This is a genomic window from Isoalcanivorax pacificus W11-5, assembly GCF_000299335.2.
Taxonomy (GTDB): domain Bacteria; phylum Pseudomonadota; class Gammaproteobacteria; order Pseudomonadales; family Alcanivoracaceae; genus Isoalcanivorax; species Isoalcanivorax pacificus.
The window spans coordinates 4015021-4033589 of sequence record NZ_CP004387.1 but is presented as its reverse complement, the minus strand read 5'-3'; the positions used below and the strand labels follow the sequence as shown (position 1 = coordinate 4033589).

General features: G+C 57.1%; 15 protein-coding genes. 9 read left to right on the top strand and 6 right to left on the bottom strand.

The features are described 5' to 3' along the window. Window positions 1-22 precede the first annotated feature (22 nt). From S7S_RS18145 to S7S_RS18130, 4 genes are all read right to left on the bottom strand, one after another. Window positions 23-310 (bottom strand): DUF167 family protein, encoded by a 288-nt coding sequence (locus S7S_RS18145; protein ID WP_008734591.1) that lies wholly within the window; start codon window positions 308-310, stop codon window positions 23-25. Beyond that, entirely contained in the window at window positions 310-852 is a 543-nt protein-coding gene (locus tag S7S_RS18140; protein WP_008734594.1) for a YggT family protein, read from the bottom strand. The genes S7S_RS18145 and S7S_RS18140 overlap by 1 nt, the downstream gene beginning before the upstream one ends. Window positions 853-924: 72 nt before the next feature. Then, on the bottom strand, window positions 925-1788 hold the full coding sequence (gene proC / locus S7S_RS18135) for a pyrroline-5-carboxylate reductase (protein WP_052269278.1): 864 nt from the start codon (window positions 1786-1788) through the stop codon (window positions 925-927). A gap of 93 nt (window positions 1789-1881) precedes the next feature. After that, window positions 1882-2586 (bottom strand): YggS family pyridoxal phosphate-dependent enzyme, encoded by a 705-nt coding sequence (locus S7S_RS18130; protein ID WP_008734597.1) that lies wholly within the window; start codon window positions 2584-2586, stop codon window positions 1882-1884. Between the two features lie 170 nt (window positions 2587-2756). On the opposite strand from S7S_RS18130, the gene S7S_RS18125 reads away from it, so the two are divergent. From S7S_RS18125 to S7S_RS18115, 3 genes are read left to right on the top strand one after another with little or no spacing between them, the layout of a single operon-like run. Continuing rightward, window positions 2757-3791 carry a type IV pilus twitching motility protein PilT gene (locus tag S7S_RS18125; protein WP_008734599.1) on the top strand — a complete coding sequence of 345 codons (1035 nt, stop codon included), beginning with the start codon at window positions 2757-2759 and terminating at the stop codon, window positions 3789-3791. A 32-nt stretch (window positions 3792-3823) separates the two neighbouring features. Then, a complete protein-coding gene (locus tag S7S_RS18120; protein WP_008734601.1) occupies window positions 3824-4945 on the top strand; it encodes a PilT/PilU family type 4a pilus ATPase in 1122 nt (373 codons plus the stop codon). Window positions 4946-5001: 56 nt separating this feature from the next. Next, complete coding sequence (locus tag S7S_RS18115) at window positions 5002-6027, top strand: NAD(P)H-dependent flavin oxidoreductase (RefSeq protein WP_008734602.1); 1026 nt, start codon at window positions 5002-5004, stop codon at window positions 6025-6027. Window positions 6028-6061: 34 nt separating this feature from the next. Here the strand turns inward: S7S_RS18115 and S7S_RS18110 are convergent, their stop codons facing one another. Beyond that, window positions 6062-6916: a pirin family protein gene (locus S7S_RS18110; protein ID WP_008734604.1), complete on the bottom strand. Its 855-nt coding sequence runs from the start codon at window positions 6914-6916 to the stop codon at window positions 6062-6064. 25 nt (window positions 6917-6941) lie between these two features. Next, complete coding sequence (locus tag S7S_RS18105) at window positions 6942-7922, bottom strand: glutathione S-transferase family protein (protein ID WP_008734606.1); 981 nt, start codon at window positions 7920-7922, stop codon at window positions 6942-6944. A gap of 104 nt (window positions 7923-8026) precedes the next feature. Here S7S_RS18105 and S7S_RS18100 point away from each other — a divergent pair, with 104 nt between their 5' ends. The 6 genes from S7S_RS18100 (at window position 8027) to S7S_RS18080 (ending at window position 18559) form a co-directional block, all read left to right on the top strand. Then, the gene (locus S7S_RS18100; RefSeq protein WP_008734608.1) at window positions 8027-8968 is read left to right on the top strand and encodes a LysR family transcriptional regulator; all 942 of its coding nucleotides are present in this window, start codon (window positions 8027-8029) and stop codon (window positions 8966-8968) included. Beyond that, window positions 8961-9188 carry a DUF1653 domain-containing protein gene (locus S7S_RS18095; RefSeq protein WP_008734610.1) on the top strand — a complete coding sequence of 76 codons (228 nt, stop codon included), beginning with the start codon at window positions 8961-8963 and terminating at the stop codon, window positions 9186-9188. The genes S7S_RS18100 and S7S_RS18095 overlap by 8 nt, the downstream gene beginning before the upstream one ends. A gap of 115 nt (window positions 9189-9303) precedes the next feature. Further along, window positions 9304-9834, top strand: coding sequence for a DUF4136 domain-containing protein (locus S7S_RS18090; protein WP_169745583.1), 531 nt, complete (start codon window positions 9304-9306; stop codon window positions 9832-9834). A 75-nt stretch (window positions 9835-9909) separates the two neighbouring features. Further along, entirely contained in the window at window positions 9910-10626 is a 717-nt protein-coding gene (locus S7S_RS18085; protein WP_035203651.1) for a sulfotransferase family 2 domain-containing protein, read from the top strand. Window positions 10627-10721: 95 nt separating this feature from the next. Then, the gene (locus S7S_RS19745) at window positions 10722-11144 is read left to right on the top strand and encodes a hypothetical protein (RefSeq protein ID WP_144401706.1); all 423 of its coding nucleotides are present in this window, start codon (window positions 10722-10724) and stop codon (window positions 11142-11144) included. A gap of 188 nt (window positions 11145-11332) precedes the next feature. Then, entirely contained in the window at window positions 11333-18559 is a 7227-nt protein-coding gene (locus S7S_RS18080) for an RHS repeat-associated core domain-containing protein (protein ID WP_082027773.1), read from the top strand. Window positions 18560-18569 lie beyond the last annotated feature (10 nt).

Below are 18569 nucleotides of genomic sequence, written 5' to 3'. Positions count from 1 at the left end.
GGATTTTGCCCCCGGCCCCGCCCTACGGCTCACCTTGAAGGGCATGGGGAATGTCGCTGACGCCCCGGATCCTGACCCGCTTGCGCCGCCCGGTGGCGCCGCTTTCGATCACCACCTGCTGTTTCGGTACCCCGCAAAGCTTCGCCAGAAAGGCAATTAACTCGGCGTTGGCGGCGCCATCCACCGGCGGTGCGCTGAGGCGGATTTTCAGCGCACCGTCATGTTCCCCGATGATTTCCGTTCGGCTGGCGCGCGGTTGCAGGTAGCAACTGAGCAACAGGTCGTCACCGTCGCGCGTCAGCAGGGCCATCAGACAGCGAACAGGATCATCATGAACTGGATGATCAGCAACACGATCAGCGGACTCAGGTCCAGCCCGCCCATGGACGGCAGGATGCGGCGCACCGGCGCCATGACCGGCTCGGTGATCTGGATCATGATGGCGGTGAAGGGGTTGTACGGGTCTGGCGCCACCCAGCTGAGGATGACGCGGACCAGTACTGCGAAGAACAGATAGTTCAGCAACAGGCCGGCCAGGGTGCGCAGCGAATACAGCAGCAGCGCCGCGACCGGCGGCATGCCACCGGCGCCACCGAGCACCAGCAGCAGGTAGACCTTGCCGATCACCAGCAGCAGCACCGCCACCAGCGAGGCCAGGTCCAGATTGCCGTTGGCCGGGACCAGCTTGCGCAGCGGCACCAGCACCGGGTTGCTGGCCTTCACGATGAACTGGGAAATGGGATTATAGAAATCAGCCCGCACCAGCTGCAGGATGAAGCGGGTGAGCAGCACAAAGATATACAGATCAATGGCGGTACCGAGCAGGAAGGAAAGCGCTCCCTGTGGATTCATGCAGTGACTCCTGACGTGATGACCGGCGCGGGCGCAGTGAACCGGGCGAGCGGTGTCATACCACCCGGCCGGTCAGTCGTGGCGCCCTGGCACCCGTAATAATGCTGCTCTGTAGTATCGGGGCGGGGCGCTATTTTGCAAGTTCGCGGGCCGGTCCGGCGCCGTCAGTGCCTGATCAACCAGATCGCGCAGGCCGGCCTGCTCGAACACGTTCAGTGCTGCCGCCGTGGTGCCGCCCGGTGAGGTGACCTGCTCGCGCAGGACAGCCGGCGACTGCTCGCTGGTGATCGCCAGTTGTGCGGCGCCCCAGGCGGTCTGCAGCACCAGCTGGCGGGCGGTGCGGCTGTCCAGGCCGAGCTGTTCGCCAGCGTTGATCATGGCTTCCATCAGCAGGAAGAAATAGGCCGGCCCGGAGCCGGACACGGCGGTAACCACATCCAGCTCACTTTCCTGCTCGAACCAGAACGACAGGCCGACGCTGCCCATGATCTGGTTGGCCAGCGCGCGGTGCTCCTCGGTCACGCCGGGGCCGGCGAACAGCCCGGTGGCGCCGGCCTGCACCAGTGCCGGGGTGTTCGGCATGGTGCGGATCACCGGCACATCGCCGAGCCAGGTGCGCAGGTTGTCCACGGTGACGCCGGCGGCAATGGAAATGATCAGCGGTGCGCGCTCGCCGAAATGCGGCTTCAGGCTGGCGCAGACTTCGGCCATCACCTGCGGCTTCACCGCCAGTACCAGCGCGTCGCAGCGCTGCGCCAGTTCGTCGTTGCGGGGGGTGGTGTGCACACGGTGCTGGCGGGCAAGTTCCGTCAGCCGTGCCTCGGACGGATCACTCATCCAGATACGCGCCGGGCGGATGCCCTTGGCGATCATGCCGCCCACCAGGCTGGTGGCCATGTTGCCGGCACCGATAAAACCGATCACTTGCTGAGCCATGCACTACTCCTCAAGGGCCGGCTGCGTGGGCCGGCCCGGTGGTGAACTGTTGCTGTGCGCAAGGGCGGAGGCAGCCGGCGTGGCGTGCGCCGGTCAGTGCTTCGCGGGGCGGGGGCCAAACAGCGCGGTGCCCAGCCGGATCAGCGTGGCACCTTCGGCGATGGCGACCTCGAAGTCGTCACTCATGCCCATGGACAGGGTATCCAGAGAAGCTATGGTATGACGCAATTGTGACAGTGTCATGGCGAGGACACGAAAGGCTGCGCGGTTGCCGTCGGCGGCGTCGGCACGGGGGATCGTCATCAATCCGCGCAGTCGCAGGTTCGGCAGCGCCTGGATCTGCGCGGCCAGGGCGGGCACTGCCTCCAGGGCCATGCCGCTCTTGCTGTCCTCGTCATCAATATTGATCTGAAGGCAGACATTCAGCGGCGGCAGGTGGCCAGGCCGCTGGTCGTTCAGTCGCCGGGCGACCTTGTCCCGGTCCACCGAGTGCACCCAGTCGAAGCGGGTGGCAATGTCGCGGGTCTTGTTCGACTGGATCGGCCCGATGAAATGCCAGGTGAGGGGCAGGTCAGCCAGGGCGTCCTGCTTGGACAGGGCTTCCTGCAGGTAGTTTTCGCCGATATCGGTGACACCCAGTGCCGCCAGGGCGCGGATCTCGGCAGCCTGCCGGGTCTTGCTCACCGCCAGCAGGGTGACAGCGGCCGGATCACGGCCGGCCGCCTCGCAACTGTGACGGATTCGGCGTTGCAGGGCGTCAAGCCGCGCGGGCAGCGTGTCAGAGCGGGTAGCATCCATTATTGAACCGCTTACGGTGTCGGGGTAAGTTAGCCGGCATAAGCGTTTTTTCTGAGTGCGACGGGGTGCGCTCAGTGTCCGCTGCCGATGCCGGGCCATCATAACAAAAGGCGCACAGCCTCAGGGCCTGTATCGTGACCCTGCAACCATCCAAGGTATAAGAACCGCTCATGGATATCACCGAACTGCTTGCCTTCAGCGCCAAGAACGGCGCGTCTGACCTTCACCTGTCGGCGGGCCTGCCGCCAATGATCCGGGTGGACGGCGACGTCCGCCGCATCAACCTGCCGCCGATGGAACACAAGGAAGTGCATGCGCTGATCTACGACATCATGAACGACAAGCAGCGCAAGGATTATGAAGAGTTCCTGGAAACCGACTTCTCGTTCGAGGTGCCCGGCGTGGCCCGCTTCCGGGTCAACGCCTTTAACCAGAACCGTGGCGCCGGCGCCGTATTCCGGACCATTCCGTCGAAGGTACTGTCGATGGAAGACCTAGGCATGGGCAAGGTGTTCCAGAAGATCGCCGAAACCCCGCGCGGCATCGTGCTGGTGACCGGGCCGACCGGCTCCGGCAAATCGACCACGCTGGCGGCCATGATCGACTTCATCAACAACACCCGCTACGAGCACATCCTGACCATCGAAGACCCGATCGAATTCGTGCACGAGTCGAAAAAGTGCCTGATGAACCAGCGGGAAGTGCACCGCGACACGCTGGGCTTCGCCGAAGCACTGCGCTCGGCGCTACGGGAAGACCCGGACATCATCCTGGTGGGTGAGATGCGCGACCTGGAAACCATCCGGCTGGCGCTGACCGCTGCGGAAACCGGGCACCTTGTGTTCGGCACCTTGCACACCACCTCCGCGGCGAAAACCATTGATCGGGTGGTGGACGTGTTCCCGGCGGAAGAAAAATCCATGGTGCGCTCGATGCTGTCGGAATCCCTGCAGGCGGTCATCTCGCAGACCCTGCTGAAGAAAAACGGCGGTGGCCGGGTGGCCGCGCACGAAATCATGATCGGCACCCCGGCGATCCGGAACCTGATCCGCGAGGACAAGGTGGCGCAGATGTATTCCGCCATCCAGACCGGCGCCGGCCTGGGTATGCAGACACTGGACCAGTGTCTGCAGGGGCTGGTGCAGAAAGGCCTGATCTCCCGCGAAGCGGCCCGCGAAAAAGCAAAAACGCCGGATTCCTTCTGATACGGCAGCACTGAACAACACGGAAGCAGGCAATGGAATTTGAAGAACTCCTGAAAATCATGGTGCAGAAGGGCGGCTCGGATCTGTTTATCACCGCCGGCGTGCCACCTTCGATGAAAATCCACGGCAAGGTGGTGCCCGTTACCAAAACGGCACTGACACCGGACATGACGCGCGACATCGTATTCGGCGTGATGACCGAGAAACAGCGCAAGGAGTTCATCGAAAGCAAGGAATGCAACTTCGCCATCTCGGCGCGCGGTATCGGCCGCTTCCGGGTCAGCGCCTTCTACCAGCGCAACCTGGTCGGCATGGTGATCCGCCGCATCGAAGTGAAAATCCCGTCCGTGGACGAGCTGCGCCTGCCGCCGGTGATCAAGGACCTGGCGATGACCAAGCGCGGCCTGGTGATATTCGTGGGTGCCACCGGCACCGGTAAATCGACCTCGCTGGCGTCCATGATTGGCCACCGCAACCGCAATTCCAAAGGCCATATCATCTCCATCGAAGACCCGATCGAATTCATTCACCAGCACCAGGGTTGCATCGTCACCCAGCGTGAAGTGGGTCTGGACACGGATTCCTTCGAGATCGCCCTGAAGAACACTCTGCGCCAGGCGCCGGACGTCATCCTGATCGGCGAGATCCGCTCCCGCGAGGTAATGGACTACGCCATCGCCTTCGCCGAAACCGGCCACCTGTGCCTGGCCACACTGCACGCCAACAACGCCAACCAGGCGCTGGACCGCATCATCCACTTCTTCCCCGCCGACCGGCACGGCCAGCTCTACATGGACCTGTCGCTGAACCTGCGCGGCATCGTGGCACAGCAACTGATTGCCACCCCGGACGGCAAGGGCCGCCGCGCGGTGATCGAAGTACTGTTGAACACGCCGCTGATGGCGGACCACATCCGCAAGGGCGAAGTGCATCTCTTGAAAGAGCTGATGAAAAAGTCCCGCGACCTCGGCATGCAGACCTTCGACCAGGCGCTCTATGATCTCTACACCCAGGGCGAGATCACCTACGAAGACGCCATGATGCACGCCGACGCGCCGAACGACCTGCGCCTGATGATCAAGCTGGGGGCGGAGACCAGTTCCAGTTCGCTGGATTCGGCGACGCGCGGGTTGTCGATCGAAGATACCGAGTAACAAGATCGGGCGGCAGGCATTATCATCAGGACACCGTTACGTTGAGGAGCCGCCCGATGTCCTGTTCCTTTCTGGGCACTGCACTGCCGCTGATACAGGCCCCCATGGCGGGCTCGCAGGATGCTGCACTGGCCGTCGCCGTCAGCACGGCGGGTGGCCTGGGTTCCCTGCCCTGCGCGATGCTGTCTGCCGAGGCATTGCGTATCGCAGTGGCGCAGTTGCAGGCCATGCAGCGCCCCTACAACCTGAACTTTTTCAGCCACACCCCGACAGCGCCGGACGCACACCGCGAACAACAGTGGCGTGCAGCATTGCGCCCCTTTTATCTTGAAATGGGGCTGGACCCCGAGAATATCCCTGACGCACCAGGCCGGCAGCCTTTCAGTGCGGCCATTGCCGATATTGTGGCGCCGTTCAGGCCGCCTGTGGTGAGTTTCCATTTTGGACTGCCCGAGCCATCGCTGCTGCGGGAAGTCAAACGCTGGGGCAGCACTGTGCTCAGCACCGCTACCACAGTGGAAGAGGCGCGTTGGCTGGCGGCCCACGGTGCCGACGCGATCATTGCGCAAGGCAGTGAGGCGGGTGGCCATCGTGGCATGTTCCTGACCACGGACATCACGACGCAGATGAGCACCTTTGCACTGGTGCCGCAGATCGTGGCGGCGGTAGACGTGCCGGTGATCGCGGCGGGAGGCATCGCCGATGCTGCCGGCGTGCGCGCGGCGCTGGCGCTGGGTGCCTCGGCAGTGCAGGTGGGCACGGCCTATCTCTGTTGCGATGAAGCAACGACCAGTGCGGTACATCGTGCGGCGTTGCTGAGTGAGACGGCCATGCACACGGCGCTCACGAATCTATTCAGTGGTCGGCCTGCGCGCGGCATCATGAACCGTCTGATGCGGGAGCTGGGACCCATGAGCGACGTACCGCCTGCCTTTCCGCTTGCCTCGACGGCGATCGCGCCGCTGCGTGCGGCGGCGGAGAGAATGGGCAGCGGTGATTTCTCGCCGCTGTGGGCAGGGCAGAATGTCTCGGGTTGCAAGCAATTGCCTGCCGCAGACATTACGCGGGCATTGTGCCAATAAACAAAAAAAGGCGCCGCATGCGCGGCGCCCGATGTCAGGCCGGTGTGGCCAGTGTGCCGTCACGATAATCCCGTAACGCCTGCTCGATTTCTTCGCGGGTGTTCATCACGAAGGGGCCGTACTGCACTACCGGCTCATTCAACGGCTTGCCGGCGAGCAGCAGGAAGCGTGCGCCCTGTTCACCGGCGACGGCTTCCAGCGTATCGCCATCACCAAGAATGGCCGCGCTGTGCGTGGGCACATCACGCTCACCGCTGCGCAGGCTGCCTTCAAAGACATAGATGAAGGCGTTGTGCGAGGCCGGCACAGGCAATGTGACGCTATTGCCAGCGCGCACGCTCACATCCCAGTACAACGGATCGGTAGCCATGTTGCGGTCGCCGCCGTTAATGGGGCCGGCGGCGTCATCCAGGCGGCCAGCGATCACTTTCACCTCCGCGCCGTCTGCGCGCACCGTGACGGGAATGTCCTCCGCCGGAATATCGCGGTAATCCGCCGGTTTCATCTTGTCCTTGGCCGGCAGGTTCAGCCAGAGCTGGAAGCCGCGCATGCGGCCTTCGGTCTGCTGCGGCATTTCCGAATGGATGATACCGCGTCCGGCTGTCATCCATTGCACGCCGCCCGGGGTCAGGTCGCCACGGTTACCCAGATGGTCCTCGTGCAGCATATGGCCGTCTAGCATATAGGTGACCGTTTCAAAACCGCGATGCGGGTGCGATGGAAACCCGGCGATATAATCTGCCGCGTCATCCGAGGAAAACTCATCCAGCATCAGGAACGGATCAAGCCGCGCCATTTGCGACTGGCCGAGCGTGCGCTTGAGGCGTACGCCAGCACCATCGCTGGTGGTCATGCCGGGAATCACAAAACGCAGTGCACGAACAGTCATGGCAGTGCCTCCTCTGTGAATCGGATCAGAAGCGGCCGCGATCGTGGGGCTGATCAAACGTCACTTCCGGCCCGATGGGTAAAATGCCGTACTTGTTAATGGTCGGGTGGCTGCGGAAATAGTGATTGCGAATGTGCGCAAGGTTCACCGTGCCGGCCACGCCAGGTGTCTGGTACAGATCGCGGACATAGTTCATCAGGTTCGGATAATCACTGATCCGGCGCCGGTCGCATTTGAAGTGCGTGACATACACCGGATCAAACCGCACCAGCGTAGTGAACAGGCGCCAGTCCGCTTCGGTCACCTGCTCGCCGACCAGATAGCGCTGGCGGCTCAATCGTTGCTCAAGCCGGTCGAGCGCGTCGAACAGCGTCGTCACCGCATCGTCGTAAGCCTCCTGGCTGGTGGCAAACCCGGCCTTGTACACGCCGTTGTTCACCTGGTCATAGACCCAGCTGTTCACCTCATCGATCTCGTCGCGCAGCGGTGCGGGATAGTAGTCGCCCGCTTTCGCACCCACCTCATCAAAGGCGCTGTTGAACATGCGGATGATGTCCGCCGATTCATTGCTTGCGATGGTCTGCTGGTGCCGGTCCCACAAGACCGGCACCGTGACCCGGCCGGAGTAGTTGTCATCCGCCTTCAGGTACAGTTCATACAGCCGTGACAGATCATTGAGCCGGTCGCCCGTGGCGCCGGGGAAATCCGTCTCGAAGGTCCAGCCTTCGCCCAGCATCAGCGGATGTGCCACCGATACATCGATCATGTCCTGCAGGCCCTTCAGCTCGCGGAAAATCAGCGTGCGATGCGCCCAGGGGCAGGCCAGCGACACATACAGGTGATAACGGCCGGGTTCCGCCCTGAAGCCGCCCTTGCCCTGCGGGCCGGCGCTGCCATCGGCGGTCACCCAGTTGCGGAACTGCGCCGCGCTGCGCTCAAAGCGCCCGCCGGTCTTGTCGGTGTCATACCACTTGTCCTGCCAGATGCCGTCGACCAGCAATCCCATGTCATTGCTCCTTCGCTTTCGATTGAGACCAGAATACATCTGTCATATGGATAAAAAAGGCGATAGATTTGACTGATTCAATCAGTCTGCCTGATGTATTCCCCATGACAGAACCGAAAATCACCCTGGAACAATGGCGGGCACTGCTGGCGGTGGTAGATGAGGGTGGCTACGCTGCGGCCGCCGAGGCGCTGGACAAGAGCCAGTCGGCCATCAGCTACGCCATCCAGAAGCTGGAGACCACACTGGACTTGCGTGCCTTTGCCCTGCAGGGTCGCAAGGCGGTGCTCACCCCCGCCGGCGAGTTGCTGTACCGTCGCGCCAGGGCACTGGTCAACGAGGCACAGGCGCTGGAAACGGCGGCCACCCACCTGGCGCAGCGGCATGAAGCGGAGATCCGCATTGCCGTGGAGGCCATCTTCCCCACCTGGCTCATGCTTGAGTGCCTGGCCGAATTTGGTCAGAGCTTCCCCGACACGCGGGTGGAGCTCTACGAAACGGTCCTCACCGGCACGGATGAAGCGCTGCTGGAAAAACGCGTCGACCTGGCCATTGCCGGCCGCTTGCCACCGGGCTTTCTGGGCAACCACCTGATGCGTGCCCGGTTCGTGCCGGTGGCACACCCGGAACATCCCTTGCATCAACTGGACCGCGAGCTGGATTTCCGTGACTTGCGCCGCTTCCGCCAATTGGTGATCCGCGATTCCGGCAACCGGCGCATCGACTCCGGCTGGCTCGGTTCCGAACAGCGCTGGACCCTGAGCCACTTCGCCACGTCCATCCAGGCGGCGTGCAGTGGCCAGGGCTTCGCCTGGTACCCGGAATGGAAAATCCGCAATGAGCTGGATACCGGCCGCCTGAAAATGCTGCCGTTGCGGGAAGGCGCCGAGCGCTTTGCGGACCTGTATCTGGTGTTCACCGATCAGGATTACGCCGGCCCCGGCGTCCGGCATCTCGGCGACATCCTGCGCCGCCGCGTGGGTGCCCTGTGTCGGGAAGTGGAAGCCACGGGCGAACAGCTGAGAGGAGAGGAAGGGCATGGCTGACGGTCACCCTGCGCCGGGCCTGTACCGGCACTTCAAAGGCAACCTGTACGAGCTGGTCGAGGTGGCGCGCCACAGCGAAACCCTCGAGGACTATGTGGTCTATCGCGCACTCTACGGTGACCACGGCCTCTGGGTGCGGCCCTTGGCGATGTTCATTGAGCAGATAGAACGCGACGGCGTGCGCCAGCCGCGCTTCGCGCCGGTCAGCGCCGCAGAATAGCCGGCCATCACGATAAATTACGTTCCCCTGCGGTATAACGGGATAAAGTCGGCGTCAACGCCGTCCAAGCAGTCAGAAACGTCTCGCAGGAGGAAGTGCCGTGATGAGCCATAGTGTGAAACGGACAGGTTGGCTGATGATGCCCATGCTGTTGGTGCTGCTCTCCGGGTGCGCCAGCGTGGTGATCGATTACGATCAGCAGGCGCGCTTCGGACAGTACGATACCTACGCGTTCATGCCCCGTGAAGAAGGCAAGGAATACCTCTCTCTTGACGCCGCGCGCATCGAGCGCAGCCTCAACCGCGAACTGGGCGCGCGCGGCATGCGTTCCACCCTGCCGGAAGAGGCCGATATCCTGGTGCGCTACGACATCGAAACCGAGATCCGCAACGAGAGCTCCGGCTTCTCCTATGGCCTGGGCTACGGCCGCGGCGCCTACGGCCTGGGCGTCGTCACCGCACCGGATTCCTACCAGATACGCGAAGGCAAGCTGGTCGTGGAGTTCGTACGTCCCGACGACAAACAGGCCATCTGGCGCGGCGCCGGCCGTCGCAACCTGACCGAAGAGATGAAACCGGAGGCCCGCCAGGCGCTGATCGACAAGCTGATCACCGACATGTTGGTAGAATTCCCGCCTGCCAGCTGAGGCCGGGCGCATTCTGGGATTGGGGGAGTAAACCGGTATAATCCCGGCAACTCCCGCAACCCAGATGTTCTGATTATGAGCCTTTCCGGAAGAATGCTGCTGGCCATGCTCCCACGCCAGGAACGCGACCACCTGCTGAGCTACATCCCCGAGAAAGACCGCCGCTACATCGAGAAAATCCTCAAAGGCCGGGCGCGCTACCCGGAGTGCTTCGATGAGCGGCAGGCGCTGTTTATCCACATCCCCAAAACCGCTGGCCGCAGCCTGGTGAAATCCCTGTTCAACGTCAATTCCGTCGAACACGCCAACGCGGAGTGGTACCAGCGCATCGACCCGGACCGTTTCGACCGTTACTTCAAATTCGCCATCGTGCGTAACCCGTGGGACCGCCTGGTCTCCGCCTGGACTTATCTGCGCGAAGGTGGCGCTAAATCCAGCGAAGACGATACCGCCTGGGGGGAATTCTTCCATCGCTTCGACAGCTTCGAGGATTTCGTCTGTCACTGGCTGACACCGGAGAATATTCGGCGCAAGCATCTGTTTACGCCGCAGTCGGAGTTTGTGACGGACAGGTTTGGGGGAATGGCGATGGATTTTGTGGGGCGGTATGAGCGGCTGAATGAGGATTTTGATGTTATTTGTGAGAAGTTGGGGCTGGATGTGAAGTTGCCGCATTTGAATAGTAGTAAGCGGGTGGGGTATCAGGAGTTTTATACGGATAGATCCAGAGCGATTGTCGAAAAAATATATGCGCGCGATATCGAATTATTTGGATATTGTTTTGATGAATGATGCCAAATTGAAATTAAAACTTTTGGTAGACATATCAAAAATGCTGTCGGAAAATCGCCGGAGGGAAATACATAGAAAAAATAAAGGATGAGTCGATGAATTGGATCAGATCAAGCGTAATCTGGGGCCTGATTGCCGTTGCCTATTCACTTTCCAGCGCTGCCATCGCGGCACCACCTTCCTCTCAGTTAATTAAGAATGTGAAACTAAAAAGTGTGGCTCTGTACGATCAGGGTGGATACCGGATCACAGAAGTCCGCTTTGAGCCCTCGTCCCCCGTCAATACAGGGTGTGCGCCAACTGACCAGCTTAATCTGGTGAGTTACTGGCGGACCACCGAGCATACCGTAAACTTCGCTCTGCGAGTCTCCCATTGGATGGCTGCGCTTTCTTCTGGCGCAACCGTAGATATCATCCTTGAAGGTACGGCTTGCAACACCAGTGCAAGCATCCCTAATGAGGGTGGGCCAAGCGGCATGGGGCGCATGTTTACAGGTATGCGAGTGCATGCTGATTAAAAGCTAACAAAGACTGCTCTGGACAACTGGGGCTGGAGCGAGACAGCTTTGTCTCGTTCGTCTCCCTTTGCGTTAAAAATGCGCCTTCGTCACTAAGTTATCTGAACGAATCTGTGGCGGGTATCTTGCTGTCGTTTCTACAGAAGATGACACGGCTGTCTGAATATTAAAGATAAGGAACAGTAATCATGAAACCATATGCTTGGATGGTTATCTTCGCATCAATGTTTCTTATCGGGCCGCATGTTCATGCAGATACAACGTCGCTTGACCAAAGAAGTTACCATATCTATTACGGTGATATAGATAGCGCAGAGTACGGTCTGGACGGCTATCCTGACATACTTTTAAAAGCAAGAAAGCTGCAGAACAATATTTTTATCGCGCGTGGCGTGACTGCTGCCATCCCCATGAACAAGGGGATTCCAGACATACTTCTTTGCGGAACAGCCTCGGGCGAGTTTGTCGAATGCAGCATGACGGATGGTGCTGCAATCCCGGGTCAGCGTTACGATGGAGCAGCAATATGGATAAAAGATCTTGATGGCGATGGAATCCCGGATGTATTTATCCACTCACATGATCCAGACATTAACAGCGTCTATTTAGGAAGTGACGGGGAGTCGCTCTATCTAAAAGACCAGTTCCTGGATATTGACGGACACCTGGTTTCTGGTGCTCCAGGTATTGACTTCGAGGAAGATGAGTACGGACAAAACACCGCAATTGTCACAGCATCAGGCTACCGTGCAACGTGGAATGGCTCGGGGTTTGGTTCGGCGCCGCATTCAGGCGTTAATTATTCTCTGGTTGGTGCGTCCCCCGGATCGTTTTCGGTAAGTAACGGGAGAGCTGAATACTCAATCCCCATTAACCTCGTTCCGGGTGGAGCAGGGGTAAATCCCAGTTTTTCCCTTTCTTATAGCAGTGGCGCTGACTACGGCCATGCAGGAATGGGATTCAGCCTGTCCCTTGTCTCATCCGTAGAGCGATGTGGTAGATCTTTTCTGCGTGAAGGCTTTGTGCAGGGTGTTCGAGGGACCACCGACGATATGGCATGCCTGGATGGAAACAGGTTGGTGTTGGTCAGAGGCGATTACTGGGCGGATGGATCGGTATATCGAACAGAGGGCGAATCCTTTCAGGAAATCAGGTACCAACGAACCAGCTCCGAAGCAGATCAGGGCACGTTCGTTGTTTACGGAAAAAATGGAGACATCACCAAGTATGGCTCAGATGCCGACACCAGAATTTCTGGCGATATCAATGGTGGAGTGATAGGAAAATGGGCGCTGAGTAGCGTCGAGGATCGACTGGGATACGGTTATCGAATCACCTATTTGCCGAATACAGGTGGTGAATTCCCTGAGCGAATCTATTACACCTTGAAGCCAGAAATTGGCGGCTACGGTTATGCATCGGTTGAGCTGACTTATGAGCCAGATCAATATGGAATGACCAGTGCAGTGCTTGGAAGAACCTATCAGGCAAATTTTAGGCTTTCCCGTATAACCAACAGGATGAATGGGGCTGTCGCCAAGCAGTACTTTCTTAATTATGAGATCAGCACGGTTACCAAAAAGTCGTTGCTTTCAGAAATTGTAGAGTGTGGTGTTGGGGCTGAATGCCTTCAGCCAACGAATTTTAGTTGGGAAAAAACGACCAGCCATAATTTCTCTGACGCGGTATACATGAAGTTCCCCGGTGCGCCGACGACAGTCAGTACTTTCCAGGAAGGAATCTATGTGCCCCGGTTTAATGGCTGGGTGGACATCAATCGTGACAGATTTGACGATTATTGCCGCATATCGCCAACCCAGGATTTTGATCATTCGCCGGTGGAGGTAGTTTGCTACATCAGCGATGGCGCGGGTAATTTTTCCTCGCAGATTAACATCCCGACAAACCTTTCAGGGTGGCGGTTCGTCCACAACAGCAATACGTCGAGCTACTTTAACTGGAATGTCGATCCATCATGGATAGATATCGACAATGATGGGTATGTCGACCTGTGTTATTCCAGACCACTTGCTTCGAATGACAAACTTGAATGCTTGCTCAACCAATCGGAAGAGGGTCAGTTCTCGAAGGTAATTTCTTATGAGATACCTCGGGCGATGACCGACAAGTTCAAGGTTGGGGGAAGAGTATGGGTAGATATTAACGGAGACTCTCTGTCGGATTACTGCTACGACTATATAAACGGCACTAAGAAGTATGTGAGGTGTGCAATACAGAAAGCCGGTTTTGAATTTGAGGAAAATGTTTTCACAAAGGAAATTTCCGAAGCGGGTGGTAGCTGGTCCGATGTAAACGGCGATGGCCTGCCGGATTACTGTATAGCCGCTTCATCAAAAGTCACGTGTCATATAAACGACCGTGGTCAGAACATAAACTATGCTGTATGGGAAAAGACGGGGCAAAACTTCAAAAGTGACGAGCCTTCAGGTTATGTCTATCCGGGCTCGACAACTCGCTGGTTCAATGCAGGGTTCTTTGACTTCACAGGAAATGGCTATCCTGACTACTGTCGTATTTACAAGACTGCCCGAAATGGCATGCACGGTTATGAGGCAGCCTGCCTGGAATCTCTGGGCACGGGATGGGGAGAAGACATAGTTTCGACTTTTATGCCATTGACGCCCGTGGTGGCCGGCGGTGTGAGTGAGGATCTGCTGGCTGAAGCCGTGCAGTTCATGGATATCAACAATGACGGAAAGATAGATTGGTGCATTGAGCGAGGCTACGCAAAGCAATGGCATGGCGCAGATATTAAATGCTTCCTTGGCACTTCCTCGGGGTTCGGGGCCGCCATTACAAACTACACCCTTCCGGATCTGGGGGTGAACCAGACCGGACTGAGAGGGCTCCGCGAGGTTAATCGTGGCTGGGCCGATATATACGGCGACGGAGAGCCACGATATTGTGCGCTCTACTGGAAATCCAATACCCCACATAACAGAGGCATGGCGTGCTATGGGCCGCAAAACAGCCAGCGGCAAGACCTTCTGTTATCCGTGAAGAACGGACAAGGCCTTTACTACGGCGTTGAATACAAAGACGTATCAGACCCAAGCGTTTATGACTATGACGCAGAGGTCGGCCCAGAGGGCCAGATATACCTGAGTTCGGGCATGACGGTGGTCGCTAAGTTCATGGCTTCGAATGGGGTAGGGGGCCTATCAGAGCAAAGCTATTTTTATAAGAACTATGGGTACATGCCGGATGAACGGGGCGGGCTGGGTTTTGATTATGAGCGGGTGGTTTCAGAAGAAGGGAAAAAGCGATATGAAGCGTGGTTCAGCCATGAGGTGAACCGCCATCAGGCCGGCCAACTGCTTCGTGCTGAAACAGCTTACCAAGTCTCCCCGGGCAACTTCAGAGTCGTCTCCGAAGAAGAATATGATTGGAAGACAGTAATATACTGGTTAGACGGGTTCATGATACATCCGTGGACAGATACGATCTGGAATAAGGATTTGCCTCTAAGATACACGGTATGGCTGCTCGGCAGTACTTCCAGGAAGTATGAGCTCGACGGAACACTAATAAGCACCACAGTGACAGAGAACGAGAATGACGCCTATGGCAATCTGGCAAGCCAAACCATCACGACGTCCGGCCAAAATCAGTCTTTCACCAAGACGCTGACAAATACCTATCAGAATTATCCTGAACAGTGGGTGCTCGGACGTTTAACAAGATCGGAAGTGACACAGGCTGCAAGTTATAACGGTGTGACATCTGCGCCGATAACACGTACCTCTGCCTGGGAGTATTACTCGCCAGTCATGCCGGGTATTGGCGGTATGCTGCACAAGGAAATCATCGAGCCAGACAATCCGGCGCTGCGCACGGAGAAACACTACACCTACAATCAATTCGGAGCGAAGTCGTCCGTAACCGCTATTCATCCCGGTTTGCCCGACCAGATGGTGTCGTATACCTATGATCATCAGGGTCGGTTTGTGCTGCAAGAGGAGAATACGCTGGGTCATACCATGAGCTATGGGTACGACCTGGCCACAGGCAACAAGCTCAGTCAGACCGATGCGAATGGACTGACGGCTTATTGGGATTATGATGCCATCGGGCGCCTGAAGACCGAGATATCTGCATCTGGCCAACGAAGTCAAACGAGAATTGGCGGCTGCAATACTGGATGCCCAGCTTTGGCGCGGTACTACACTGAGTCCTGGTTGGAATCGAGTACGGGCGCGAGAATAACAGACTCGTCAATTGAATATGTAGATGTGCTTGGAAGAACAATCGAGGCGCATTCACCTGGCTTCTCTGGCGAGACGATCATTGTCCGTACCCAATACGATGATAAAGGTGAGGTAACACGCAGCTCCGAGCCGTTTGTATATGGCATGCCGACTTACTGGAACACAGTAGTGAGCCGGGACGTCCTGGGACGTACTTTGGAGGAAACTACGGCCTCCGGCGTACAGTTCCTCACGGAGTATCATGCCTATGCCGTTGAGCAGACCGCTAACTGGAGTGATCCTGTCTCCGGTAGCCAGATATCCCAAACCAGCGTGGTGGTCAGCGATGTAAACGGCAATATGCGTTCGGCTACTGACGCGGCTCAGCGCACCATTCTTTATCACTATGATGCTTATGAAAATCTGACCAGGATTGATTTGCCGGATCAAGTACAGGTTGAAAACACCTATGATGTGCTTGGCAGACGGTTGACATCCACCGACCCCAATATCGGAAACTGGCAGTACGCATACGACGGTGCCGGGCGCATAGCGCTGCAGGAAAATGGTAGCGGTCGCCGAGTATGTTTCGCCTACGATCAGATCGGGCGCATGGTTGCCCGCGTAGATGATTATCTGTCTTCATCCAGCTGGTCTGTTGCGAAAGCATCTGCCCTGAACCAATGCGCGGGCCAGGCAGCTACAACTTCCTGGTCGTATGACCAGCCGGCGAAAGGCGTGGGTCGCCTGGCGTTGCTGCAGGATATCAATGGATACTCAGAAGAGCCTTTCTATGATGCCTTTGGGCGGGTTCTGTCAGTTGATATTGAATACGATGGTTTGGAGCTTACCGGTGGTTCCGTCTATGACAGCGCGACCGGCAGGCTCACGCAAGAAACCGTGCTGCACGAAGTGGGTGGGCCTTCGGTAACCATTGAGTATCGATACAACAATGGCGGGTACCTCTACGAAATCGGCAAGCCAGGTCTGGCGGATTACTACTGGCGGGTGACAGACAAGGATGCCCGGGGTCAGGTGACAGAAAGAAGCCTGGCGAATGGCATGATTCAGGGGCGGGCGGAGTATGATGCAGCGTCCGGCTTCCTTCAGGCGATGCGTGCAAAGGTTGCCTATACATCGGAATGGGCCATTCAGAACCAGACTTACGCCTATGACGCGCGTGGCTTGATGCGGCAACGGGCGGAGCAGATTGCCTCACTGAACCAGCATATTCAGGAGACGTTTTCCTACGACAATAGCAACCGGCTTACCAACGCGTCGATTGTTAATATGAATGTGCCAGCGGCATCTTATAACCAGTCGGTCACTTACGATGTATCGGGTAACATCCTGAACAGGAACGATGTTGGCTCCTACGTCTATGGAGAGGCTTGTGAAGTAAACGGGCAGGCCTATACGCCTGGGCCGCACGCGGTTACCAGCGTCTCGGGCGCCCGAAACGCGAGCTATTGCTACGATGGCGGCGGCAATATGGTGTCTGGAGATGGTCGCACTATTTCCTATACCTCCTTCAACAAGCCGGATCAAATTCAAACCTCTAGTGCGTCGGTTCAGCTTATATATGGACCTTCGCGCAGTATTCTGAAGACAGTGACTACTTACGGAACAGAGTCAACCACGAAGTACTCATTTGGTGCCTACGAGAAGATCGTCAAGACGGAACAGGGCCAGACCAGCGTCAAGGAGCGATTCTCGCTGCCTGGCGGTGCGGTTGTTTCGTTTGAAGACGGAGTGGAAGGTTCCAAGAAGGAAGAATATCTGGTATCTGATGCGATAGGTTCCGTTATTGCAACGGTCAATGCGTTGGGCGGTGTCAGTGAGCGATATCAATATGATCCATGGGGACGGCCAAGGGCGTCCATCAACTGGGAAGCGATCACTGATCTAATATGGAACCAGATTGATCGTAGCGACGCAGCCACCAGTAAAGGCTTCTCAGGTCATGAGATGTTGGATCAAGTGGGGCTGATCCATATGGGTGGCCGAGTGTACGACCCAACTATAGGTAGATTCCTTAGTGCTGACCCGGTAATCAAAGGGCTTGAGAACACCGAGAGTTATAACCGATACAGTTATGTTCTAAACAGTCCTTTGAGCTTCACAGATCCGTCTGGATACTCGTGGTTAAGTAAAACATGGAAGAAAATTCGAAGGGTAATGAAAAGATTTAAATTGGGCACCTTTGATCCAAAACACTTACTTATAGAGGGGTCTTTGAAGTCTCTAGGGAAGGAGCTTGCCAGATTTGCAGCTAGAAATAAATATGCAGGGGAAGTTATAGGGCTTGTCGGAGTAGGTGCATGTGCTTTTATCACAGGGGGAGTTGGTGCGGCTGGTTGTGTTTCTGCCTACCAGGCCATCGTTACGACAAGTATTTCATACGGTAGTGGAGGCTCATTATCAGATGCTTTGCAAGCTGGTGTTAGGGCTGGTGCCTTGGCCTATGCAAATGCCGCTTTTGCAAAGAAGATTGGGAGCAGGGGGTGGGAGTGGCACGCTAGTGGGGCTGCACATGCTGTGCGAGGCGGCATCTTTGCAGCCGCGGCTGGTTCAGATGTGCAATCGGGAATGACGGGTGGTTTCGTTGAAGGGGTTCTTGGTGACTATATAGAAATTAAGACCGCCAGCGATCCGGGGATGGGAACTGTAGCTGCCGGTTTTATTAGTGGAACAGTCTCTGAAGTTACTGGGGGGAAATTTTCTGTAGGCGCAGTAACTGGAGCAATGGGATACTTATTCAATCAGATGGGTAGTAGGGACTTTCCTGCTCCTGCCGGGGTATCAAGAAACCCAGAAACATTGAGAGGTATTAAAGATTACTATGCATCGGCCGAGGTAAGGGCGATGATAGGCGCTGGAATGAACGTTCCCTACCCAACTCAGGATATGATATTTACGGAAGGGTTGTCATCGTACATACAGGGAATTCTGGATATTGGGATATTTTTTTATCCAATAGGCCAGGGCGCAAGCTGGTTTGCAATAGGTAAAGAGTTTCGCTTTGGAAATAACTTTAGGGTTGCTCCTTTCGGTAATAGGACAGGTCATCCTATAGGTAGATACCCGCACTACCATCGACGTGTAACAAACCCGGATACAGGGGTGCCACTCGATGGCCAAGGTATTAATAGGCATCGTCCAGTTGAGACGAAATCTACCGATAAAAGTTTCTTCGATAGATTTTAATATAGGATTA